This window comes from Escherichia sp. 10290 (assembly GCF_030295155.1).
Classification (GTDB): Bacteria; Pseudomonadota; Gammaproteobacteria; order Enterobacterales; family Enterobacteriaceae; genus Escherichia; species Escherichia coli_F.
On record NZ_AP025741.1, the window covers coordinates 2,721,973 to 2,747,257 of the forward strand.

At 52.2% G+C, this 25,285-nt stretch carries 19 protein-coding genes; 10 read left to right on the forward strand and 9 right to left on the reverse strand.

Translation table 11 applies throughout. The features are described 5' to 3' along the window. The first annotated feature begins 1 nt into the window (after position 1). The 7 genes from QUE74_RS13800 to QUE74_RS13835 all read left to right on the forward strand — a co-directional run bounded on the left by QUE74_RS13800 (position 2) and on the right by QUE74_RS13835 (position 11,899). Complete coding sequence (locus QUE74_RS13800) at positions 2–3,652, forward strand: DUF4132 domain-containing protein (RefSeq protein WP_000356814.1); 3,651 nt, start codon at positions 2–4, stop codon at positions 3,650–3,652. A gap of 60 nt (positions 3,653–3,712) precedes the next feature. Beyond that, positions 3,713–4,030 (forward strand): protein YehK, encoded by a 318-nt coding sequence (gene yehK, locus QUE74_RS13805; protein ID WP_000636947.1) that lies wholly within the window; start codon positions 3,713–3,715, stop codon positions 4,028–4,030. Between the two features lie 780 nt (positions 4,031–4,810). After that, positions 4,811–5,899, forward strand: a complete 1,089-nt coding sequence (locus QUE74_RS13815) for an ATP-binding protein (RefSeq protein ID WP_000074861.1) — start codon at positions 4,811–4,813, stop codon at positions 5,897–5,899. 10 nt (positions 5,900–5,909) lie between these two features. Then, positions 5,910–8,189 (forward strand): DUF5682 family protein, encoded by a 2,280-nt coding sequence (locus QUE74_RS13820; RefSeq protein WP_001294344.1) that lies wholly within the window; start codon positions 5,910–5,912, stop codon positions 8,187–8,189. Then, positions 8,182–9,318 (forward strand): VWA domain-containing protein, encoded by a 1,137-nt coding sequence (locus QUE74_RS13825; RefSeq protein WP_001353104.1) that lies wholly within the window; start codon positions 8,182–8,184, stop codon positions 9,316–9,318. The genes QUE74_RS13820 and QUE74_RS13825 overlap by 8 nt, the downstream gene beginning before the upstream one ends. Then, the gene (gene yehQ / locus QUE74_RS13830) at positions 9,315–11,306 is read left to right on the forward strand and encodes a zinc finger protein YehQ (RefSeq protein WP_001087215.1); all 1,992 of its coding nucleotides are present in this window, start codon (positions 9,315–9,317) and stop codon (positions 11,304–11,306) included. The genes QUE74_RS13825 and yehQ overlap by 4 nt, the downstream gene beginning before the upstream one ends. A gap of 131 nt (positions 11,307–11,437) precedes the next feature. Next, the gene (locus QUE74_RS13835; RefSeq protein ID WP_001353103.1) at positions 11,438–11,899 is read left to right on the forward strand and encodes a YehR family lipoprotein; all 462 of its coding nucleotides are present in this window, start codon (positions 11,438–11,440) and stop codon (positions 11,897–11,899) included. 42 nt (positions 11,900–11,941) lie between these two features. Here QUE74_RS13835 and QUE74_RS13840 read toward each other — a convergent pair whose 3' ends face one another. Genes QUE74_RS13840 through btsS form a run of 3 tightly spaced genes read right to left on the reverse strand, consistent with a single transcriptional unit; the run spans position 11,942 to position 14,860 of the window. Beyond that, the gene (locus QUE74_RS13840) at positions 11,942–12,412 is read right to left on the reverse strand and encodes a YehS family protein (protein WP_001353102.1); all 471 of its coding nucleotides are present in this window, start codon (positions 12,410–12,412) and stop codon (positions 11,942–11,944) included. 46 nt (positions 12,413–12,458) lie between these two features. Next, positions 12,459–13,178, reverse strand: coding sequence for a two-component system response regulator BtsR (gene btsR, locus QUE74_RS13845; protein ID WP_001353101.1), 720 nt, complete (start codon positions 13,176–13,178; stop codon positions 12,459–12,461). Next, positions 13,175–14,860 (reverse strand): two-component regulatory system sensor histidine kinase BtsS, encoded by a 1,686-nt coding sequence (btsS, locus tag QUE74_RS13850; protein WP_001354765.1) that lies wholly within the window; start codon positions 14,858–14,860, stop codon positions 13,175–13,177. The genes btsR and btsS overlap by 4 nt, the downstream gene beginning before the upstream one ends. Positions 14,861–15,081: 221 nt before the next feature. Here btsS and mlrA point away from each other — a divergent pair, with 221 nt between their 5' ends. Together mlrA and QUE74_RS13860 are read left to right on the forward strand one after the other, a co-directional pair. After that, entirely contained in the window at positions 15,082–15,813 is a 732-nt protein-coding gene (gene mlrA / locus QUE74_RS13855; RefSeq protein ID WP_001240401.1) for an HTH-type transcriptional regulator MlrA, read from the forward strand. Between the two features lie 59 nt (positions 15,814–15,872). After that, positions 15,873–15,980, forward strand: coding sequence for a protein YohO (locus tag QUE74_RS13860; RefSeq protein WP_001216963.1), 108 nt, complete (start codon positions 15,873–15,875; stop codon positions 15,978–15,980). Here the strand turns inward: QUE74_RS13860 and yehW are convergent. The 5 genes from yehW to bglX form a co-directional block, all read right to left on the reverse strand. Beyond that, complete coding sequence (gene yehW / locus QUE74_RS13865) at positions 15,961–16,692, reverse strand: glycine betaine ABC transporter permease YehW (protein ID WP_000783141.1); 732 nt, start codon at positions 16,690–16,692, stop codon at positions 15,961–15,963. The two genes, QUE74_RS13860 and yehW, sit on opposite strands and share 20 nt — an antisense overlap. Positions 16,693–16,696: 4 nt before the next feature. Continuing rightward, positions 16,697–17,623 (reverse strand): glycine betaine ABC transporter ATP binding protein YehX, encoded by a 927-nt coding sequence (gene yehX / locus QUE74_RS13870; RefSeq protein ID WP_000569383.1) that lies wholly within the window; start codon positions 17,621–17,623, stop codon positions 16,697–16,699. Continuing rightward, on the reverse strand, positions 17,616–18,773 hold the full coding sequence (gene yehY / locus QUE74_RS13875) for a glycine betaine ABC transporter permease YehY (protein ID WP_000220839.1): 1,158 nt from the start codon (positions 18,771–18,773) through the stop codon (positions 17,616–17,618). Before yehY ends, yehX begins: the two co-directional genes overlap by 8 nt. 6 nt (positions 18,774–18,779) lie before the next feature. Beyond that, the gene (osmF, locus tag QUE74_RS13880) at positions 18,780–19,697 is read right to left on the reverse strand and encodes a glycine betaine ABC transporter substrate-binding protein OsmF (RefSeq protein ID WP_001131225.1); all 918 of its coding nucleotides are present in this window, start codon (positions 19,695–19,697) and stop codon (positions 18,780–18,782) included. Between the two features lie 148 nt (positions 19,698–19,845). After that, on the reverse strand, positions 19,846–22,143 hold the full coding sequence (bglX, locus tag QUE74_RS13885; RefSeq protein ID WP_000871493.1) for a beta-glucosidase BglX: 2,298 nt from the start codon (positions 22,141–22,143) through the stop codon (positions 19,846–19,848). A gap of 195 nt (positions 22,144–22,338) precedes the next feature. On the opposite strand from bglX, the gene dld reads away from it, so the two are divergent. Then, entirely contained in the window at positions 22,339–24,054 is a 1,716-nt protein-coding gene (gene dld, locus QUE74_RS13890; protein ID WP_000097376.1) for a D-lactate dehydrogenase, read from the forward strand. 291 nt (positions 24,055–24,345) lie between these two features. On the opposite strand, the gene pbpG is transcribed toward dld, so the two are convergent. Beyond that, positions 24,346–25,278 carry a D-alanyl-D-alanine endopeptidase gene (pbpG, locus tag QUE74_RS13895; RefSeq protein WP_001360780.1) on the reverse strand — a complete coding sequence of 311 codons (933 nt, stop codon included), beginning with the start codon at positions 25,276–25,278 and terminating at the stop codon, positions 24,346–24,348. Positions 25,279–25,285 lie beyond the last annotated feature (7 nt).

Here is a 25,285-nt window from a genome sequence, read left to right on the forward strand (position 1 = left end):
CATGGACAAGGAATTACCGTGGCTAGCGGATAACGCCCAACTGGAACTGAAATATAAAAAAGGCAAAACACCACTCAGCCATCGCAATTGGCCGGGCGAACCGGTGCCTGTTATCACTGAAAGCCTCATCCAGACACTGGGTGATAAATTGCTACACATTGCTGAGAAGAAAAAAAACATCGTCTGGCGTTATGAAAATTTTTCACTGGAGTGGCAGTCGGCCATTACGCAAGCCATCAACTTGATAGGCGAGCACAACCCCTCAATTCCGGCCCGGACAATGGCGGCGCTAGCCTGTATCGCGCAAAATGATAGCCAACAGTTGCTCGATGAAATCGTCCAACAAGAGGGACTGGAATATGCGACTGAAGTGGTGATTGCACGCCAGTTTATTGTACGGTGTTATGAGAGTGATCCTCTGGTAGTAACATTGCAGTATCAGAACGAGGACGATGGTTATGGCTATGGTTATCGCTCAGAAACCTATAACGAATTCGATCTCCGACTGCGTAAGCATCTCTCTCTGGCAGAGGAAAGCTGCTGGCAGCGTTGCGCCGACAAACTCATTGCCGCACTGCCAGGAATACCCAAAGTTCGCCGTCCTTTTATTGCACTCATCCTCCCGGAGAAACCAGAAATCGCCAATGAGTTGGTAGGCCTTGAATGCCCGCGGACTCATTTTCATTCTAAGGAGTGGTTAAAAGTTGTTGCTAATGACCCCAGAGCGGTGAGAAAACTCGAACGCTACTGGAGCCAGGATATATTTAGCGATCGCGAAGCCAGCTACATGTCGCATGAAAACCACTTCGGCTACGCGGCCTGCGCCGCCCTTTTGCGCGAACAGGGAATTGCAGCCGTTCCACGCCTCGCGATGTATGCCCATAAAGAAGATTGCGGTAGCCTGCTGGTACAAATTAACCATCCGCAAGTTATTCGCATCTTGCTGTTAGTTGCCGATAAAAACAAACCCAGCCTGCAACGTGTGGCTAAATACAGTAAAAACTTTCCCCATGCGACGCTCGCCGCACTGGCAGAACTACTGGCGTTAAAAGAACCCCCTGCGCGCCCTGGTTATCCTATCATCGAAGACAAAAAGCTGCCTGCACAGCAAAAAGCACGTGATGAATACTGGCATACGCTGTTACAAACGCTGATGGCATCGCAGCCACAACTGGCAGAAGAGGTGATGCCGTGGTTAAGTACTCAAGCCCGGGCAGTGGTGAATAGTTATTTATCGGCTTCGCCAAAACCGGTTATTGATAGCACCGATAACAGCAGTCTGCCTGAAATCCTCGTTTCGCCACCGTGGCGTGGCAGAAAAAAGACTTCCATAACTCACTTTTCGCTACCTGAACTTACGCTTGTACCGCAAGCGTACAGGTCGTCCCAGGAACACTGGACGCAGGAACAACAAACTACAATCAGCCATTTTAGCGCCATGCCTTTTGACGAACGTCTCGCTAGCAGAGGAACCGATACCTTCTTGCGGGAATTAGGTTTTGAAGATCACAGGTGGAAGTTTAATGAGTTTATTCTCACAGGACAGTTGGATGCTCTGGATACCGATCAACTAGAGACACATACTTCATTAGGAAGATTGCTCAATTATCAGGCAAAACAGACTGAAAATAAACACTACCGGGAAGAGGCCGCCAGCGCATTACTGGCACAAGATAGCGTTGCGTTGATGGAGGGGTGGCGAACTTTCCAACGCAAATTTAATTACACTGATGAAAAGCGTTGGGGAGTGTGGAATCTGTACCTTATCGCGCAAATGCCGCGCGAAATGGCAGTATCGTGCTGGCAACAAATTGTCGCGGCTGATTTTCATTACACCGGGGTGGAATATCTGTTAAGTGTGCTGGGTACCGATGCTTTGCCCGGATTAATCACCGCCTTTGCCCGACATCCCAAAGAGATATTTCCGCTGCTGATTCATTTTGGCGCAACAGAACTGGCGCTGCCCGTTGCCCGCGTCTGGCATCGTTTTGCGGGCCAGCGTAATCTGGCTCGCCAGTGGATTTTACAATGGCCGGAGCATACGGCTACGGCGCTGATCCCATTAATCTTTGCCAGGTCTGGCGATAACAGCGAAGCGGCACTCAATGCTCTGCGTTTACTGTATGAACAAGGACATGGCGAATTGCTACAAACTGTAGCCAATCGTTGGCAGCGTACAGATGTATGGCCTGCCCTGGAGCAATTACTTAAACAGAGTCCAATAGAGATTTACCCGGCACGCATTCCCAAAGCCCCTGATTTCTGGCATCCGGCAATGTGGTCCAGGCCGAGACTTATCACGAATAATCAACCTGTTACTGATGACGCTCTGGAAATTATTGGCGAAATGCTGCGCTTTACCCAGGGCGGACGTTTTTATTGCGGGCTGGAACAACTGAAAACGTTCTGCCAGCCACAAACGCTGGCCGCTTTTGCCTGGGATCTCTTCACCGCCTGGCAACAGGCTGGCGCCCCCGCAAAAGACAACTGGGCTTTTTTGGCGTTAAGTCTCTTTGGTGACGAAAGCACGGCTCGGAATCTGACGACACAGATCCTTGCCTGGCCTCAAGAGGGCAAATCTGCCCGTGCTGTCAGTGGTCTGAATATACTTACTCAGATGAATAATGATATGGCACTGATACAGCTGCATCATATATCGCAACGGGCGAAATCCCGTCCCTTACGTGATAACGCGGCGGAATTTCTTCAGGTGGTCGCAGAAAATCGTGGACTAAGCCAGGAAGAGTTAGCGGACAGATTAGTCCCAACACTGGGCCTGGATGATCCGCAGGCGTTGATATTTGATTTTGGTCCCCGGCAGTTTACCGTTCGCTTCGATGAAAACCTCAACCCGGTTATCTTTGATCAGCAAAACGTTCGCCAGAAAAGTGTTCCCCGGTTGCGCGCCGATGACGATCAACTGAAAGCGCCCGAGGCACTGGCCCGACTAAAAGGGCTAAAAAAAGATGCCACTCAGGTGAGCAAAAACCTGCTCCCGCGTCTTGAAACTGCCCTACGCACCACCCGACGCTGGTCGCTGGCAGATTTTCATTCTCTGTTTGTTAATCATCCCTTTACTCGCCTGGTTACTCAGCGATTAATATGGGCGGTTTATCCGGCAAATGAACCGCGTCGTTTACTCAACGCCTTTCGTGTGGCCGCTGAGGGGGAGTTCTGCAACGCACAAGATGAGCCAATTGACCTGCCTGCGGATGCTCTGATTGGCATTGCCCACCCGTTAGAAATGACAGCAGAAATGCGCAGTGAATTTGCACAGGTTTTTGCCGATTACGAAATTATGCAGCCTTTTCGCCAGTTGATGCGGCGCACAGTGCTGCTCACACCTGACGAGTCAGCCAGTAACAGCCTGACTCGCTGGGAAGGTAAATCCGCAACCGTTGGGCAACTTATGGGAATGCGATACAAAGGCTGGGAGTCAGGTTTTGAGGACGCATGTGTCTATGACCTGGGCGAGTATCGGCTGGTCCTTAAGTTTTCACCCGGTTTTAACCACTACAGTGCTGATAGCAAAGCGCTAATGAGCTTCCGTTCTCTTCGAGTGTACCGTGACAATAAATCTGTCACTTTTGCCGAACTCGATACGTTTGATTTGAGTGAAGCGTTAAGCGCACCTGACGTCATTTTCCATTAAAACACAGCGGGCAGTGATGCGACTGCCCGTTATCAACACGACTTACCACCGGGAAAAGCGATGATCGTGCAAAAAGAGCTGGTCGCTACTTATGATTATGAAGTCCCTGTACCTGAAGATCCGTTTTCCTTCAGACTTGAGATCCATAAATGCTCTGAATTATTTACAGGTTCCGTCTATCGACAGGAACGATTCCGGCTACGTCCAACATTTCATCAACGTGATAGAGATGATGCCGACCCGCTAATAAATGATGCGTTGATTTATATAAGAGATGAATTTATTGATGAGCGAAAATTACGAGGTGAATCACCTGAAACTGTAATCGCTATTTTTAATCGTGAACTACAGAATATATTCAACCAAGAAATAGAATAATATACTCTAAATAATTCAAGTTGCAGGAAGGCGATAAGCGAGTGAATCCCCAGGAGCTTACTAAAGTAAGTGACTGGGGTGAACGACAAATCCGCATGGAGCGGATTTGAACGCTACTTGCAGCGGCCCCGTAAGGGGTGAGGTCCATGGATGGGCCGAATAACACGCAGTCGCAGCACATGCAACTTGAATTATGACGAGTATAGCTTTATTAAAGAGGGAGACGGTATTCCCCCTTAGATGCGTTTCAATTTGCCCGTTACTTCAACAAATCAATCAGCCGTAACAGAGCCACTAATAACTCCAGTACGGCAATGAGCACGGTTAACTTTTGTGTCAGCGTGTCCATCCGCTCTCCTTATTAAGGAGCGCAACACCAGCATCTTACCCTTACACTGCCTGTCGATACTGGTTTACGTATGTTGGACCACGATGTTGCACTCCGGATCAGGGCACTACCTGCGGCACCACCCGTCCGGTAGCCAGGACTTGAAATGGGTTCGATCCGGCGCAACGTCCCAACAGTCAGGATTATAAATCTCATTATCTTAATTGCAACGGGGTCCACCGATGGTTATAATTCGTTCGTTGGAACACGATGTTGCACAGGCCGTGGTGTTAGGCCTGAAAGTAGTAAATAAAAGAACCTGCCTCACCAGCAGGTTTTTTTATTTACTGTGATTGCTTTCCAGATATTTTCCGCTCAAACAACTAATGCGCCAAACATTTATTGCGCGTAAAATATCGTTTATTTGATTAATACATTTCAGGGATGAATATATGTCACCGCAGAATAATCATCTGCAGCGTCCGCCTGCCGCTGTGTTATACGCCGATGAACTGGCAAAATTAAAGCAAAATGATAACGCACCTTGCCCGCCCGGTTGGCAGTTAAGTTTGCCTGCGGCCCGTTCTTTTATTCTTGGCGATAGCGCGCAAAATATCAGCCGTAAAGTCGTGATTAGTCCCTCCGCTGTCGAACGCATGTTAGTCACTCTTGCTACCGGGCGCGGTTTGATGTTGGTGGGGGAACCTGGCACCGCAAAATCTCTCCTGTCTGAATTACTGGCAACCGCTATTAGCGGCGATGCTGGGTTAACTATCCAGGGCGGCGCATCTACCACCGAAGATCAAATCAAGTACGGCTGGAACTACGCCCTGCTTATTAATCATGGTCCGTCAACGGAAGCGCTGGTCCCTGCCCCGCTCTACCAAGGAATGCGCGACGGCAAAATTGTCCGTTTTGAAGAGATAACGCGTACACCACTGGAAGTACAAGACTGTCTGTTAGGTATGCTTTCTGACAGGGTTATGACGGTGCCGGAACTCACTGGTGAAGCCAGTCAGCTCTATGCGCGGGAAGGCTTTAATATTATTGCCACCGCCAATACCCGCGATCGCGGCGTTAATGAAATGAGCGCGGCACTAAAACGCCGATTCGACTTTGAAACTGTCTTTCCGATTATGGATTTTGCTCAGGAGCTGGAACTGGTCGCCAGTGCTTCGGCGCGTTTGTTGGCCCATAGCGGTATTCCGCATAAAGTGCCTGACGCGGTACTTGAGTTACTGGTACGCACCTTCCGCGATCTGCGTGCCAACGGCGAAAAGAAAACGTCAATGGATACACTGACAGCGATTATGTCCACCGCTGAAGCCGTGAACGTGGCCCACGCTGTGGGCGTCCGCGCCTGGTTTTTAGCGAATCGCGCGGGGGAGCCAGCCGACCTGGTGGACTGTATTGCCGGAACCATCGTCAAAGATAACGAAGAAGATCGCGCACGTCTGCGCCGTTACTTCGAACAACGTGTCGCTACACATAAAGAAGCTCACTGGCAGGCTTATTATCAAGCTCGCCACCGCCTGCCGTGAGGAAAGATGCATGAGCGAGCCGTTAATTGTCGGCATCCGGCATCATAGCCCGGCCTGCGCCCGACTGGTGAAATCGTTAATCGAAAACCAGCGGCCGCGATACGTGTTGATTGAAGGCCCGGCGGATTTTAATGACCGGATAGACGAACTGTTTTTAGCCCACCAGCTTCCGGTGGCGATTTACAGTTATTGCCAGTATCAGGACGGTGCTGCCCCCGGACGTGGCGCCTGGACGCCATTTGCTGAATTTTCGCCGGAGTGGCAGGCGCTACAAACCGCACGTCATATTCAGGCACAAACTTACTTTATTGATTTGCCTTGCTGGGCGCAGAGTGAAGAAGAGGACGAGTCACCCGGTACGCAAGAGGAAAGCCAGGCTTTGTTGCTGCGTGCCACTCGTATGGATAACAGCGACACCCTGTGGGATCACCTGTTCGAAGATGAAAGCCAGCAAACTATATTACCCTATGCACTGGCGCACTATTTTGCCCAACTGCGGGGCGACTACCCCGGCGATGCGCTCAATCGTCAGCGCGAAGCCTTTATGGCCCACTGGATTGCATGGGCGATGCAGCAAAACAATGGCGGCGTGTTAGTCGTCTGTGGTGGCTGGCACGCTCCGGCACTGGCAAAAATGTGGCGCGAATGTTTGCAAGAAATGAACAAGCCAGAATTGCCTTCGCTGGCAGATGCCGTTACAGGTTGCTATCTCACGCCATACAGTGAAAAGCGCCTTGATGTGCTGGCAGGATACCTTTCAGGAATGCCTGCCCCGGTCTGGCAAAACTGGTGCTGGCGGTGGGGCTTGCAGCAGGCAGGTGAACAACTACTAAAAACGGTTCTTACCCGTTTGCGCCAGCACCACTTGCCTGCTTCAACAGCGGATATGGCTGCCGCTCATCTGCATGCGATGGCACTGGCACAGTTGCGCGGTCATACACTACCGTTACGCACTGACTGGCTGGATGCTATAGCAGGCTCGCTGATCAAAGAAGCCCTGAACGCGCCGTTGCCGTGGAGCTATCGCGGCGTTATTCATCCCGATACCGATCCGATACTGGTAACGTTGATAGACACATTAGCAGGTGACGGATTCGGTAAACTTGCCCCCTCGACGCCACAGCCACCTCTGCCAAAAGATGTCACCTGCGAACTGGAACGTACCGGAATCTCTCTTCCGGCGGAGCTTACCTTAAATCGCTTTCCCCCCGATGGACTGGCGCAAAGTCAGGTGCTACATCGGTTGGCAATACTGGAGATTCCCGGCATTGTGCGCCAGCACGGAAGTACACTGACGCTGGCGGGCAACGGTGAAGAACGCTGGACATTAACCCAGCCACTTAGCCAACATGCGGCATTGATTGAAGCCGCCTGCTTTGGTGCCACCCTCCAGGAGGCCGCACGCAATAAATTAGAAGCCGATATGCTGGACGCGGGTGGAATCAGCGGCATCACCACATGTCTTAGCCAGGCAGCGTTAGCGGGTCTGGCGTCCTTCAGTCAGCAATTACTGGAACAACTCACATTATTAATCGCCCAGGAAAATCAGTTTGCCGAAATGGGCCAGGCGCTGGAAGTGCTTTACGCCTTGTGGCAGCTCGATGAAATCAGCGGTATGCAAGGCGCGCAGATATTACAGACGACGTTATACGCGGCTATCGATCGCACACTGTGGCTATGTGAATCCAACGGCAGGCCGGATGAGAAGGAGTTTCACGCTCACCTGCATAGCTGGCAGGCGCTTTGCCATATCCTGCGCGATCTAAATAGCGGCGTTAATTTACCCGGCGTTTCGCTTTCTGCGGCGGTAGCCTTACTGGAACGTCGCAGTCAGGCGATTCATGCCCCAGCGCTGGATCGCGGTGCGGCCCTTGGCGCGCTGATGCGTCTGGAACATCCCAACGCCAGTGCCGAAGCGGCGCTGACGATGCTGGCACAATTATCCCCGGCACAATCTGGCGAGGCGCTGCACGGTTTGCTGGCATTAGCCCGCCATCAACTGGCCAGTCAGCCTGCATTTATCGCCGGTTTCAGCAGCCATTTGAATCAACTGAGTGACGCCGATTTTATTAACGCCCTGCCCGATTTGCGCGCGGCGATGGCCTGGCTACCGCCACGAGAACGCGGGACGCTGGCGCATCAGGTGCTTGAGCATTACCAGCTCGCTCAGCTTCCCGTTTCGGCGCTGCAAATGCCGTTGCATTGCCCACCGCAAGCCATTGCACATCATCAACAGCTCGAACAGCAGGCACTGGCATCACTGCAACACTGGGGAGTTTTCCATGTCTGAACTGAACGATCTTCTGACCACTCGTGAGCTACAACGCTGGCGATTAATTCTTGGCGAAGCGGCAGAAACGACGCTTTGTGGGCTGGATGACAACGCCCGGCGGATGGACCACGCGCTGGAGTGGCTGTACGGGCGCGATCCTGAACGGCTCCAGCGTGGTGAACGCTCCGGTGGATTAGGTGGCTCAAATCTCACCACCCCTGATTGGATCAACAGTATTCACACGCTGTTTCCGCAACAGGTGATTGAGCGGCTGGAAAGCGATGCTGTACTGCGCTATGGCATTGAAGATGTAGTGACAAATCTCGACGTGCTGGAACGTATGCAGCCCTCTGAAAGCCTGTTACGCGCCGTTTTGCACACCAAACATCTGATGAATCCCGAAGTGCTGGCTGCCGCCCGCCGGATAGTGCGCCAGGTTGTTGAAGAAATTATGGCGCGACTGGCAAAGGAAGTTCGTCAGGCTTTTTCTGGTGTCCGCGATCGCCGTCGCCGCTCATTTATTCCACTGGCGCGTAATTTCGATTTCAAAAGTACTCTGCGCGCCAACCTGCAACACTGGCACCCGCAACACGGCAAGTTGTATATCGAATCCCCCCGCTTTAACAGTCGCATTAAGCGCCATAGCGAACAATGGCAGCTGGTGTTACTGGTTGATCAAAGCGGATCGATGGTTGACTCGGTGATCCACTCAGCGGTGATGGCGGCCTGTTTATGGCAGTTACCCGGCATTCGTACCCATCTGGTCGCTTTTGACACTAACGTCGTCGATCTCACTGCCGACGTTGCCGATCCGGTAGAGTTATTAATGAAAGTACAATTGGGCGGCGGGACCAATATCGCCAGTGCCGTGGAATATGGTCGGCAACTTATTGAACAACCAGCGAAAAGCGTCATCATACTCGTGAGCGATTTTTATGAAGGGGGTTCATCATCTTTGCTGACGCATCAGGTGAAAAAGTGTGTCCAGAGCGGCATCAAAGTGCTGGGACTGGCAGCGCTCGATAGCACCGCAACACCTTGCTACGACCGCGATACAGCCCAGGCGCTGGTAAATGTCGGCGCACAAATAGCCGCGATGACGCCAGGCGAACTGGCTACCTGGCTTGCGGAGAATCTTCAGTCATGAATTCACTACGTCCGGAATTATTAGAACTGACACCGCAGGCCCTGACGGCGTTAAGCAATGCTGGTTTTGTGAAGCGCAGCCTTAAGGAACTGGAAAATGGCAATGTCCCGGAAATCTGCCATGAGAACGGCGCTTTAATCGCCACCTTCAGTGACGGTGTCCGTACCCGGCTGGCGAACAGTCAGGCACTGAAAGAGGCTCAATGTAGCTGCGGGGCCAGCGGCATGTGCCGTCATCGCGTGATGCTGGTGTTAAGTTATCAACGACTTTGTGCCACCGCCCAGCCTACGGAAAAAGAAGAAGAGTGGGATCCGGCAATCTGGCAGGAAGAACTGGCTACCCTGCCCAATACCACGCGTAAACGCGCGCAGGCGCTGGTCGCTAAAGGCATCACCATTGAGTTGTTCTGCACACCGGGCGAAATTCCCTCTGCCCGCTTACCGATGAGCGATGTGCGTTTTTATTCCCGCAGCAGCATTCGTTTCGCCCGTTGTGATTGTATTGAAGGAACGCTGTGTGAACACGTAGCACTGGCTGTGCAGGCCTTCGTCGAGGCCAAAAATCAACAAGCGGAATTTACTCATTTGATCTGGCAGATGCACAGTGAACACGTCACATCATCTGACGATCCGTTTTCCAGCGACGAAGGTAAAGCATGTCGTCAATATGTTCAGCAATTAAGTCAGGCATTATGGCTGGGCGGGATCAGCCAACCGTCAATCCACTACGAGGCCGCTTTCAGCCGCGCGCAGCAAGCGGCGGAACGCTGCAACTGGCGTTGGGTAAGTGAATCACTACGACAGCTACGGGCAAGCGTTGATGCCTTCCACGCCCGCGCCAGCCACTATCATGCCGGAAAATGCTTGTGCCAGCTTGCGGCGTTAACCAGTCGCTTGAACAGTGCACAAGAGATAGCGCGACGTGACAGTGTCGGTGAAGTACCGCCCATACCGTGGCGCACGGTCGTTGGCGCAGGCATTGCTGGCGAAGCAAAGCTTGATCATTTGCGGCTGGTGTCACTAGGTATGCGTTGCTGGCAGGATAATGAGCGGTATGGTTTACGCATCTGGTTCACCGATCCCGACACCGGCAGTATTTTGCATCTTTCGCGCAGTTGGCCGAGAAGTGAACAGGATAACTCTCCAGCGGCAAAACGGCGGCTGTTTAGTTTTCAGGCTGGCGCGCTGGCGGGTGGGCAAATTGTTTCACAAGCAGCAAAACGCAGTGCCGATGGCGAGTTGCTGTTAGCTACCCGCAACCGCTTAAGCAGTGTTGTTCCGCTGTCGCCTGATGCCTGGCAAATGTTGAGCGCACCACTGCGCCAGCCGGGCATTGTGGCTTTGCGGGAATATTTACGCCAACGTCCGCCAGCCGCCATACGACCGCTTAACCAGGTCGATAACTTATTTATTCTGCCAGTAGAAGAGTGCATTTCACTCGGTTGGGACAGCAGTCGGCAGACACTGGATGCGCAGGTAATCAGTGGCGAAGGTGAAGATAATGTGCTGACGTTATCACTGCCAGCTTCAGCCAGTGCGCCCTTTGCTGTTGAACGCATGGCAGCTCTGTTACAACAAACAGAAGATCCCGTTAGTCTGGTTTCTGGGTTTATCAATTTTGCTGAGGGGCAATTGACACTGGAACCACGGGTGATGATGACAAAAACCCGCGCCTGGGCACTGGACGCAGAAACTGCGCCTGTGGCACCGCTACCTTCTGCCAGCGTTCTGCCTGTACCGTCTACCACTCATCAGTTACTGATGCGCTGTCAGGCGTTGCTTATTCAACTGCTCCATAATGGCTGGCGCTATCAGGAACAGAGTGCCATTAGTCAGTCAGAGTTGCTGGTCAATGAACTCACCGCGATGGGTTTTTATCGGCTGGCACATGTGTTGGGACAATTTCGTAATACAGAAGGCGAGGCACGGGGAGAAGCAATGAATAACTGCGTTTTGCTTTGCGAACAATTATTAACCTTGCTTGAGTAACAAGGACAAATAGTGCTTTTTACAAAGAGTTCTACTCCAGTTCCGGACTGCTCACGCCAAGGTATTAGGCATATCCTATATGGCCCCTGGTGTGGTCACCAGTTCCTTGATTAAATAAAATGGAGTTTTACATGAAGGCTTTCAATAAGCTGTTTTCCCTTGTTGTTGCATCTGTTCTGGTTTTCTCTCTTGCTGGCTGCGGTGACAAAGAAGAATCGAAGAAATTTAGCGCTAATCTGAACGGTACTGAAATTGCTATTACCTATGTCTACAAAGGTGACAAGGTTCTTAAGCAATCTTCTGAAACCAAAATTCAATTTGCCTCCATTGGTGCAACCACCAAAGAAGATGCTGCCAAGACACTTGAGCCGTTAAGTGCCAAATATAAAAACATCCCTGGCGTTGAAGAAAAATTAACCTTTACCGATACCTATGCTCAGGAAAACGTGACTATCGATATGGAAAAAGTTGATTTTAAAGCCCTGCAGGGTATTTCAGGTATCAACGTTTCTGCTGAAGATGCCAAAAAAGGTATCACTATGGCGCAAATGGAACTGGTGATGAAAGCCGCTGGTTTTAAAGAAGTGAAATAATCTGTCGGCGGCCATGTTCTTCGCATGGCCGCCATACCCGCCTTAGCTTTTCTTCACATGCTGGCGCGCTGCCAGCCCACGCAGAAAATAACGCATGAATTGATCGCCGCATTCACGAAAGTTTTTATGATCCGGTGCACGCATCATCGCCGTAATTTCCGGCATCGAAACGCGGAACTGCTGTTCAGTAAGGATCGCCAGAATATCATCAGTTTTCAGCGAAAACGCGATACGTAATTTTTTCAGCACGATGTTGTTATTAATGCGACGTTCCGGCTCCAGTGCCGGAGCTGACTCATCCTTGCCACGTTTTTCATAAATCAGGCCATTCAGGAATGAAGACAGAACAATGTCCGGACAACGCTGAAACCCTTCTTCGTCTTCTTTGCGTAGCCAGACGGCGATCTGTTCCGCAGTGGCTTCGACATTACCCAGCGCCAGAATGCGCACCAGGTCGTTATTATTGGCTTTCAAAATGTAGCGCACGCTGCGCAGAATATCGTTACTTAGCATGAGGCCTTCAGGTGTTGATGAGGCAAAAAACCATTTTAGCAGTCTTTTACAGGCCAATCGCCTCTTTTAAACTTTTCAGATAGCGGCGGCTGACCGGAACAGTTAAGCCATTACGTAAAATCAACTCGGCCTGGCCGTTATCTTCCAGACGAATCTCCTGTAAATGCGCGAGGTTAACCAGATACTGACGATGGCAGCGTAGTAGTGGTGTACGACTCTCCAGGGTACGTAATGTCAGTTCGGTAAAACCTTCTTTCCCTTCGTGGCTGGTAACGTAGACACCGCTCATCCGACTGCTGACAAATGCTACATCTCTCATTTGCAGCAAATAAATCCGACTATGCCCCGTACAAGGGATAAATTTCAGCGCCTGTTGATTTTCCGGTAACAGCGAAACATCCTGCTTGCTGCGCTCCTGACGCAAACGCGCCAGCGTTTTCTCCAGCCGCGCTTCATCAATTGGCTTCAGGAGATAATCAAATGCATGTTCTTCAAAGGCTTTAATGGCGTATTCGTCAAACGCGGTGAGAAAAACGATATACGGACGATGTTCCGGGTCGAGCATCCCCACCATTTCCAGACCGCTAATACGCGGCATCTGGATATCGAGAAACAGCACGTCCGGGCGCAGTTTATGCACCGCGCCGATCCCTTCTACGGCGTTTGAACACTCACCAACGATTTCAATATCGCTCTGCTCCTGCAAAAATACGCGCAGGTTCTCCCGTGCTAACGGCTCATCATCGACAATTAAGACTTTAATCATGCCTCGTCCCTCCATGGTAGTCGTAACGTTATTCGGGTGTAACTATCAGGCTCACAGGCGACGCTTATCCCATAGTCATCGCCAAACCGTTCACGTAAACGCTTATCCACCAGATTCATCCCCAGCCCACTGGCATTGGTTACCGGTTGATACAAACCGGCATTGTCTTCGATCTCCAGCATCAAATGTTGCCCCTCACGTCGGGCGCTGATTTCCACTCGCCCTGTATCGAGCAGTTGTGATGTCCCATGTTTAATAGCGTTTTCCACTATCGGTTGCAGGGTAAACGCGGGCAATTGCTGCTGGGATAATTCTTGCGGAATAGCAATGTTGACCTGCAACCGCGACTGGAAGCGCGCCTTTTCAATTTGCAGATAAGCATTCACATGTTCAATTTCGTCGGCGAGAGTAACAAACTCCGAAGGCCGCTTTAAGTTTTTACGGAAAAAAGTGGAAAGATACTGCACCAGCTGGCTGGCCTGTTCGCTGTCGCGGCGGATCACCGCTTTAATGGTGTTAAGCGCATTAAACAAAAAATGGGGGTTCACCTGGGCGTGAAGCAGTTTGATCTCTGACTGGGTGAGCATCGCTTTTTGCCGCTCATATTGCCCGGCGAGGATCTGCGCCGAAAGCAGTTGCGCAATCCCCTCGCCCAGCGTGCGATTGATTGAACTGAACAAACGGTTTTTGGCTTCATACAATTTGATGGTGCCCATCACCCGCTGATTTTCACCACGCAACGGAATCACCAGCGTCGAACCCAGTTTGCATTGCGGATGCAACGAGCAACGGTAAGGCACTTCGTTGCCATCGGCGTAGACCACTTCACCGGTTTCAATCGCTTTTAAGGTGTAAGTCGAAGAAATCGGTTTGCCGGGTAAATGGTGGTCGTCACCAATTCCGGTAAAAGCCAGCAATTTCTCTCGATCGGTAATCGCGACTGCACCAATATCCAGCTCCTGATACAGCACCTGTGCCACTTTCATGCTGTTCACTTCGTTAAACCCCTGGCGCAAAATGCCTTCCGTCGAGGCAGCCACTTTCAGCGCAGTAGCAGAAAAAGCCGAAGTGTATTTTTCAAACATCGCGCGTTTATCGAGCAATATACGCATAAACAGCGCCGCGCCGACGGTATTGGTGACCATCATTGGCGCAGCAATATTACTCACCAGACGCACCGCATCTTCATAAGGTCGGGCGATCGCCAGGATGATCAGCATTTGCACCATTTCAGCGACGAACGTGACGGCACCCGCGGTAATGGGATTAAAGACTTTATCAGTACGCCCGCGACGGATCAGGATGCTGTGTACCAGGCCGCCGAGCAATCCTTCAACGATGGTCGAGATCATGCAACTTAGCGCGGTCATGCCCCCCATCGAATATCGATGTAACCCGCCGGTCAGACCAACCAGCCCACCGACGACCGGACCGCCGAGTAAGCCGCCCATTACCGCACCAATCGCACGGGTATTGGCAATAGAATCGTCAATGTGCAGCCCAAACCAGGTGCCCATGATGCAGAAGATGGAAAAGACGATGTAGCAGAGAAATTTATGCGGCAGACGAACCGTGACCTGCATTAACGGTATGAATAATGGCGTTTTACTCATTAACCACGCAATGACTAAAAAAACGCACATCTGCTGAAGCAGCAGCAACACCAGATTAAAATCGTACATACCCGCAAACCACACTTCCCTTTAAAACGCGTAACATACATTGCCTGCCTTTAACTTTCTTTGAACTCTTGCAGAAAAATGAGAATTCGTGAGTACGATCACTCAAAATCGCCTGGCAAAAATAAAATCACCCTATAGATGAACAAAAAACGGGCAAAACTACCTGGTTCGCAAAACTGCGTCTAAAGTTAAACTGGGACCTCGCGAGCAAGGGTGAGACGATGGCGCTTTACACAATTGGTGAAGTGGCGTTGCTTTGTGATATTAACCCTGTCACGTTACGCGCGTGGCAGAGGCGTTACGGATTGCTGAAACCGCAACGGACAGACGGCGGTCATCGGCTGTTCAATGATGCCGATATTGACCGGATCCGCGAGATCAAACGCTGGATCGACAACGGCGTGCAGGTCAGCAAAGTTAAAATGCTGCTCAGTAATGAAAATGTTGATGTGCAGAACGGCTGGCGCGATCAGCAAGAAACATTACTGACTTACCTGCAAAGCGGCAATCTGCATAGCCTGCGAACGTGGATCAAAGAGCGCGGTCAGGATTACCCCGCCCAGACACTCACCACGCACCTGTTTATTCCTCTGCGCCGACGGCTTCAGTGCCAACAACCGACTCTCCAGGCGCTGCTGGCGATCCTCGACGGCGTACTGATCAACTACATCGCCATTTGTCTGGCTTCGGCACGTAAAAAACAGGGTAAAGATGCGCTAGTGGTTGGCTGGAATATTCAGGATACCACCCGTCTGTGGCTAGAGGGCTGGATTGCCAGTCAACAAGGATGGCGCATTGATGTCCTCGCCCACTCGCTCAATCAACTACGCCCAGAACTGTTCGAAGGCCGTACATTGCTGGTGTGGTGCGGTGAAAATCGAACCTCTGCCCAACAGCAGCAACTTACCAGTTGGCAGGAACAAGGCCATGATATTTTCCCACTCGGCATTTAATGATTCGTTAACAAATGCGCTTTACTGTACAATCCTTTCGTTAACATAAGGAGTGCATTATGCGCATAGCTAAAATTGGGGTCATCGCCCTGTTCCTTTTTATGGCGTTAGGCGGAATTGGTGGCGTCATGCTCGCAGGTTATACCTTTATTTTGCGTGCTGGCTAAGCGCCTGCACCAGCCTTTCAAACAGGCGGTCTGCGATGATCGCCGCCAGTGCCACCAGTAACGCCCCCTGGATCACATACGCGGTATTAAATCCGCTAAGCCCGATGATGATGGGCGTACCCAGCGTGCTGGCCCCTACCGTTGAGGCGATCGTCGCCGTACCAATGTTGATAATCACCGAAGTTCGCACGCCCGCCAGAATCACCGGAGCCGCCAGCGGTAGCTCGACCTTACGCAGTTGCTGACCACGGCTCATTCCCATACCTTTCGCAACTTCTGTCACGCTGACATCAATCGCTCCCAGCCCGGCAAGTGTCGCCTGCAGGACGGGCAGCACACCGTACAGGATCAAGGCGATAATCGCCGGTTGCAGACCAAACCCAATCACCGGAACGGCAATCGCCAGCACCGCAACGGGCGGAAAAGTCTGCCCAACGGCGGCAATAGTTTCCACCAGTGGGCGAAATTCCGCGCCCCACGGGCGAGTAACAATAATTCCGGCACCTGTGCCAATGATCACCGCAAACAAACTCGAAATTCCCACCAGCCAGAAATGAGCCAGTGCCAGAGCAGCAAAACTTTCTTGCTGATAAACGGGGCGTGGCAGTTGTGGGAACAAGGCAGAAAACAGCGGCTGGCTGTAAGGCAGCCAGAAAATCAGTGCCACAAACAGAGCAATGAGCCAGAACAGCGGATCGCGCAACATCTTCATACGCTTACGCCTCCACCAGCAGATCCTGAAAATGCAGCGTGCCGCAAGGCTGGCCCTGCGTGTTCACCACCGGCAGCACTTCGCATCCCCGCGCGACAAACAGGGAGAGCGCATCGCGTAGCGTCATCTCTTCTGCCAGTGCCTCACCTTCTGCCCGTTCTTCGCGGCGCACATAATCCGCCACGCTACGTAACGAAAGCAGGCGGACCCCCAGTTCACTACGGCCAAAAAACTGGCGGACGAAATCATTCGCCGGACGAGTCAGCATCGCCAGAGGATTGCCCTGCTGCACCACTTCACCGTGATCCATCAATACCAGATGTTCTGCCAACCGTAGCGCCTCATCAATATCATGAGTGACCAGCACAATGGTGCGCCCTAACAAACGGTGAATACGCGTCATCTCTTGTTGCAACGCACCACGCGTTACCGGGTCCAGTGCGCCAAAAGGTTCATCCATCAGTAAGACTTGCGGATCGGCAGCCAACGCGCGGGCCACTCCCACACGTTGCTGCTGACCACCGGAAAGCTGATGCGGATAACGCTCACGCAAATTTGGCTCCAGCCCCAGTAGCGCCATTAATTCGTCGATACGGTCGTCGATCCGCGCCCGCGACCATTTTTGTAATTGCGGCACAGTAGCAATGTTTTGCGCCACGCTCCAGTGGGGAAACAGGCCAATAGATTGAATGGCATAGCCCATCCGGCGGCGTAACTCCAGCACTGGCAGCGAGCGAATTTCTTCTCCGGCAAAGCGGATCACTCCGCTGTCATGCTCTACCAGACGGTTGATCATTTTCAATGTGGTGGATTTACCGGAGCCTGATGTACCAATCAGCACCGAGAAACTCCCTTCCTGAAAATTGAGGTTGAGATCGTTAACGGCTTTTTGTGTGCCGAACAGTTTGCTGACATGGCTAAATTCAATCATTACTTTTCACCTTCAGCAGTGCGATAACCAGATCGAACAGTGCGTCGATCAGCACCGCCAGTACGATTACCGGGATCACCCCCAGCAACACTAAATCAATGGCACTGCTTAGCAGCCCCTGGAAAACCAGCGCACCAAAACCACCTGCGCCGATTAACGCCGCAATCACCGCCATGCCGACGGTTTGCACCATCACCACCCGCAGGCTGCGCAGAAATACCGGTAACGCCAGCGGTAACTGAACATGCAGGAATCGCTGCGCCCCGCTCATGCCCATCGCTCTGGCGCTCTCCAGCACATCGCGCGGGATCTGGTTCAAGCCGACTACCACACCGCGCACCAGCGGCAGCAAGGCATAGAGCACCAGGGCAATCAGTGCGGGTGTCATTCCGGTTCCTGCTACGCCGAGCGTTCCCAGCCACGGAAAGGCCGTAACCAGCGCGGCAAGCGGCGCAATCAACAGGCCAAAGAGCGCCACCGAAGGCACGGTCTGAATGACATTCAGCAGAGAAAAAATCGCCCCCTGCCGCGCAGTGGAAAAGTAGCACCAGACGCCCAGCGGCACACCAATCACTAACGCAGGCAGCACCGCACCAAACAGCAACGTCAGATGTTGCGCCAGCGCGTCATTAAACACATCCTGACGGTTGGCGTATTCTTTCATTAGCGAGAGATCGTTAAGCGCGCCGGAATACAGCAACCACAGCGGAATAATGGCAATCTGCATATGCAACAACCAGCGCCACAGCGGATGCGTGGAGATTCGGCGGATGGCATCGCTACAGGCCAGCAGTGCCAGCGCCGCAGCCAGCCAGAAACCACTGCCGAGGCTGGTACGCGCCAGCGCACTGCCATTTTGCGCCAGTTGTGTCGCCGCCTTTCCCGCGCCCCACACCAGCAATATGAAGACGAATTGCGCCAGAATGAGTGCAAAAATGCTGCCTTTTTTACCGGGAATAAAACAGGCGGTCAGCCAGGCGCAACCAACGCCCACCAGCATCCAGATCGTTTGCGGCCACAGCTGCCAGAGATGACGCCCCTCACCCGAGACTAAACGATTAGGCGCGTAACTGATAAACGGCAGCGCCGCTGCGATTGCCGTCAGCAACAGCAGCAGCGCCAGAACAGGATTAATACGGAAATAAGTCACGGGAAATTACTTCGTCCACCCTTTTTGTTTCAGGTAGTCGGCAGCCACTTTTTTGGCATCCAGTCCTTCCACAGCAATGCTGGCATTCAGTTGCTGCAATGTTTTTGCATCGAGGCTGGCGAAGACTGGCTGTAGCCACTGTGCCATTTGCGGATACTCCTTCAACACCGATTCACGCACCACTGGTGCAGGCGCGTAGATAGGTTGCACGCCTTGCGGATCGCTTAAGGTTTGCAGCCCCAGCGCCGCGACCGGGCCGTCGGTGCCGTAAGCCATCGCCGCATTAACGCCGGATGTTTGCTGGGCAGCAGCTTTGATTGTCACCGCCGTGTCGCCACCGGCCAGTGACAGCAACTGATCCTGACCGAGTTTAAAGTCGTAGGCTTTTTCAAAAGCGGGTAAGGCATCGGCGCGTTCGATAAACTCAGCCGAGGCTGCCAGTTTGAAGGTGCCACCCTCTTTCAGATAACGACTCAGGTCGGCAAGCGAAGTGAGTTTATTTTTCTCTGCCACATCCTGACGCACGGCGATGGTCCAGGTGTTATTTGCAGGCGCGGGCGTTAGCCAGATTAACTTGTTTTGCTCTGCATCGAGCTTTTTGACTTTCTCGTAGCCTTGTCCGGCATTTTTCCACGCCGCATCATTTTCATCTTTAAAGAAGAAAGCGCCATTACCGGTATATTCCGGATAGATATCCAGCTCGCCAGAAGTGATCGCGCCGCGCACCACCGGCGTGGTTCCCAACTGGACTTTATTCACCGTCGGTACGCCGTGGCTTTCCAGCACTTGCAAAATAATGTTGCCGAGTAGCGCGCCTTCGGTATCGATTTTTGAACCGACTTTAACGGCAGAAGCCGCCTGTAGCGGCAGGCTCACGGCTGCCAACAAAACCAGTGAACCTGCCCAGAGCTTTGAGAGTGGCATGATGCTTTCCTCATTCTTTTACTGTTGTTTTCAGCGAATTAAGAGAAAAGCATAGTTGATAATGGCGGGGTTAGCCTGAGCGGAGGGATTCAATTGCAGAATCAGAGAAATACTTAAAGGGCGCAGACGTCGCGCCCTTACTAAAGCATTACAGCAACTCAAACTCGCCTTTCTTAACGCGCGCGGAATCAGTGCCGATGAAGACATTGAATTTGCCAGGCTCGGCGTCATATTTCATCTGTTGATTCCAGAACTTCAGCGCCTCAATATCGATCGGGAAGCTAACAGTCTGAGTTTCGCCCGGTTTCAGGGTGATTTTCTCAAAGCCTTTCAGCTGCTTCACCGGGCGACTCATGGAAGCCGTCACATCCTGCAAGTACATCTGCACTACCGTCGCCCCTTCGCGCTTACCGGTGTTCGTCACCTGCACACTGGCGGTCACTTTGCCGTCACGCTTCATGGTCGGCGCAGAAAGTTTCACATCAGAGACGGTGAAGGTGGTATAGCTCAGACCATAGCCGAACGGATACAGCGCCCCGTTAGCTTCATCAAAATAACGCGAAGTGTATTTGTTCGGCTTGTCGGCATTATACGGACGCCCGGTATTCAGATGGCTGTAGTACACCGGGATCTGCCCGACAGAACGCGGGAAGGACATCGGCAGCTTGCCCGACGGGTTGTAATCGCCAAACAACACATCGGCAATCGCATTACCGCCTTCAGTCCCCGCAAACCAGGTTTCCAGAATCGCATCAGCCTGCTGATCTTCTTTCACCAGCGCCAGCGGACGCCCGTTCATCAGCACCAGCACCAGCGGTTTACCGGTGGCTTTCAGCGCCGCAATCAAGTCACGTTGGCTTTGCGGAATAGTAATATCGGTACGGCTGGAAGCCTCGTGCGCCATCCCCTGAGCTTCACCGACCACAGCCACCACCACATCAGATTGTTTCGCGGTTTGCACCGCTTCATCAATCATCTCTTGGGGCGAACGCGGATCGACTTTGACCGCCTCTTCATACTGATTCAGGAAATCGATAATGCCTTTGTCACTGGTAACGTTCGCCCCTTTGGCGTACAGCACTTTACCGTTTTCACCGACGGCATTTTTAATCCCGGTCAGTACGGTCACGGATTGATCGGCAACACCGGCTGCGGACCAGCTGCCCATCACGTCACGTTTGCTGTCCGCCAGTGGCCCTACCACCGCAATGGTTGCCGTTTTTTTCAGCGGCAGCGTTTCAAGGCGGTTTTTCAGCAACACCAGGCTTTCGCGTGCCACTTCACGCGCTTCTTTGCGGTGCAGGCGGCTTTCGGCATTGGTATCCACCGGGTCAGACTCTTTCGGACCGAGATGGCTGTACGGGTCGTTAAACAACCCCATATCATATTTCACGTTCAGTACATGACGGGCAGCGTCATCCAGCTCTTCCATCGTCACTTTGCCGGATTTGATCAACCCAGGCAGATACTTCGAGTAATACTCGTCGCTCATACTCATGTTGATGCCGGATTTCAGTGCCACGCGCACCGCATCTTCCGGGTCTGCCGCCGTGCCATGTTTAATCAGCTCTTTGATTGCGCCATGATCGGAAACGGTAATGCCTTTAAAGCCCCACTGATCGCGCAGCACATCTTTCAGCAGCCAGGAGTCGGAGGTGGCTGGCGTGCCATTCAGCGAGTTCAGCGCCACCATTACCGCACCGCTGCCTGCATCCAGCCCCGCTTTGTACGGCGGCATATAGTCGTTAAACAGGCGCTGCGGACTCATATCGACGGTGTTGTACTCTTTACCACCTTCTACCGCGCCGTAAGCGGCAAAGTGTTTGACGCTGGTCATCACCGAGTAGCGATCTGCCGGGCTTTTACCCTGCATCGCTTCCACCATGGTCTTACCCATAATCGAAGTGAGATACGTATCTTCGCCAAAACCTTCGGAAGCACGTCCCCAGCGCGGATCGCGCGAGACATCGACCATCGGTGCCCAGGTCATGTTCAGGCCATCATCTGCGGCTTCATAAGCAGAGACACGCCCGACCGTTTTCACCGCATCGAGGTTAAAAGACGAGGCCAGACCGAGGCTAATCGGGAAAACCGTGCGTTGACCGTGCAGCACATCGTAAGCAAAGAAGAGAGGAATTTTCAGGCGGCTCAGTTCCATCACCTGATCCTGCATGGCGCGGATATCCTGACGGGTTACGGTGTTGAAAATCGCCCCAACCTGCCCGTCTTTGATCATCTCGCGGATCGCCTCTTTCGGATTATCCGGGCCGACGCTGATTAAGCGCAGCTGGCCAATTTTCTCATCAACTGTCATTTTCTTGAGCAGTTCGGTGACGAACGCATCACGCGCTTCAGGCGTTAATGGATGGTTACCGAATAAATCATCCGCCAGTGCTGGTTGCAGGGCCAGACTCACCGCGATACCTACTGAACATAGCCATTTCATATGGATTATTCTTCCTCTGTTGCCCGACGAGGCAGCGAAAATGGTGCAAAAACCGTAGTTTGCCATAAGCATGATGGAGAGAGAAAAAGAATGCTCAGTTTATTGTCTGAATTTTCAAAATATTCACTCGCTGAATTGTCATACAAGGCGCTATGCTAGTTTGTGATATTTTTTCGCCACCACAAGGAGTGGAAAATGTCTTCCATGACAACAACTGATAATAAAGCCTTTTTGAATGAACTTGCCCGTCTGGTCGGTCATTCACACCTGCTCACCGATCCCGCAAAAACGGCCCGCTATCGCAAGGGCTTCCGTTCTGGTCAGGGCGACGCGCTGGCTGTCGTTTTCCCTGGCTCACTACTGGAATTGTGGCGGGTGCTGAAAGCCTGCGTCACCGCCGACAAAATTATTCTGATGCAGGCTGCCAATACAGGTCTGACCGAAGGCTCGACGCCAAACGGTAACGACTATGATCGCGATATCGTGATCATCAGCACCCTGCGTCTCGACAAGCTGCACGTTCTTGGCAAGGGCGAACAGGTGCTGGCCTATCCGGGCACCACGCTTTATTCGCTGGAAAAAGCCCTCAAACCGCTGGGACGCGAACCGCACTCGGTGATTGGCTCATCGTGTATAGGCGCATCGGTCATCGGCGGTATTTGTAACAACTCCGGCGGCTCGCTGGTGCAGCGTGGCCCGGCGTATACCGAAATGTCGTTATTCGCGCGTATAAATGAAGATGGAAAACTGACGCTGGTGAACCATCTGGGGATTGATCTGGGCGAAACGCCGGAGCAGATCCTTAGCAAGCTGGATGACGATCGCATCAAAGATGACGATGTGCGCCACGATGGTCGTCACGCCCACGATTATGACTATGTCCACCGCGTTCGTGATATTGAAGCCGACACGCCCGCACGTTATAACGCCGATCCGGATCGGTTATTTGAATCTTCTGGTTGCGCCGGGAAGCTGGCCGTCTTTGCGGTACGTCTTGATACCTTCGAAGCAGAAAAAAATCAGCAGGTGTTTTATATCGGCACCAACCAGCCGGAAGTACTGACCGAAATCCGCCGTCATATTCTGGCTAATTTCGAAAATCTGCCGGTTGCCGGGGAATATATGCACCGGGATATCTACGATATTGCGGAAAAATACGGCAAAGACACCTTCCTGATGATTGATAAGTTAGGCACCGACAAGATGCCGTTCTTCTTTAATCTCAAGGGACGTACCGATGCGATGCTGGAGAAAGTGAAATTCTTCCGTCCGCATTTTACCGACCGTGCGATGCAAAAATTCGGTCACCTGTTCCCCAGCCATTTACCACCGCGCATGAAAAGCTGGCGCGATAAATATGAACATCATCTGCTGTTAAAAATGGCGGGCGATGGCGTCGGTGAAGCAAAATCGTGGCTGGTGGATTATTTCAAACAGGCCGAGGGCGATTTCTTTGTCTGTACGCCGGAGGAAGGCAGCAAAGCGTTTTTACACCGTTTCGCCGCTGCGGGCGCAGCAATTCGTTATCAGGCGGTGCATTCCGATGAAGTCGAAGATATTCTGGCGCTGGATATCGCTCTGCGGCGTAACGACACCGAGTGGTATGAGCATTTACCGCCGGAGATCGACAGTCAGTTGGTGCACAAGCTCTATTACGGCCATTTTATGTGCTATGTCTTCCATCAGGATTACATCGTTAAAAAAGGCGTGGATGTACATGCGTTGAAAGAACAGATGCTGGAACTGCTACAGCAGCGCGGCGCGCAATACCCTGCCGAGCATAACGTCGGTCATTTGTATAAAGCACCGGAGACGTTGCAGAAGTTCTATCGCGAGAACGATCCGACCAACAGCATGAATCCGGGGATCGGTAAAACCAGTAAGCGTAAAAACTGGCAGGAAGTGGAGTAAATACGGCTGGATGCCTGATGCAAATAGAAGCATCGCATCAGGCATCGTGCACCGAATGCCGGATGCGGCGTGAACGCCTTATCCTGCCTACGGACGCGTCACGTTTGTAGGCCTGATAAGATGCGCAAGCATCGCATCAGGCATTGTGCTCCGAATGCCGGATGCGGCGTGAACGCCTTATCCTGCCTACGGACGCGTCACGTTTGTAGGCCTGATAAGATGCGCAAGCATCGCATCAGGCATTGTGCTCCGAATGCCTGATGCGGCGTAAACGCCTTATCCTGCCTACCCTTAATCGTTCTGCGCCGTCTGCCCCGCCGCCGCCATCTGGGCGGCTTTTTGTTTTTTATAGCTCAACGCTGCTGCCGGAACAGGCATCACTTTACCGGTTTCAATCCAGGTACGCAGGCGGCTGGCATCGGCAAAATGGGTATATTTGCCAAACGCATCCATCACTACCAGCGCCACCGGTTTATTATTGATAACCGTGCGCATCACCAGACAATGGCCCGCCGCATTGGTAAAACCGGTTTTGGTTAACTGAATATTCCAGTTATCGCGATACACCAGATGGTTAGTATTGCGGAACGGCAGCGTATACGTCGGGTTAGAGAAGGTTGCCATATCTTCCCGGGTAGTACTTAACTGCCCGATCAATGGATATTGTTTGCTGGCAATAAGCAGTTTGGTTAAATCACGAGCGGTTGAAACGTTATGCACCGACAATCCGGTCGGTTCAACAAAGCGCGTGTTGTTCATTCCGAGCGATTTCGCTTTCGCATTCATCGCCTTAATAAAGGCTTTGTAACCACCGGGATAATGGTGCGCAAGGCTTGCCGCCGCGCGGTTTTCTGAAGACATCAGCGCCAGCAACAGCATCTCTTTACGGCTGATTTCGCTGTTCAGTCGTACGCGCGAATAGACCCCTTTCATCTCCGGCGTCTGGCTGATATCCACTTTCAGTTTTTCATCCAGCGGCAATCGTGCATCCAGCACAACCATCGCGGTCATTAATTTGCTGATAGACGCAATCGGACGCACCAGATCCGGGTGGTTCGAATAGATCACTTTGTTGGTATTCAGATCAACAATCATCGCGCTACCGGAGGCAATTTCCGGCTGTGAAGCGGTGGTAGCGACTGCCGTTTTCGCAACGGCCTGCGGTGCAAAAGGCACAGCCAGCATCAGGGCCAGGCTAAATAAAGAAACTCGAAATTTCGGCATGATGAGC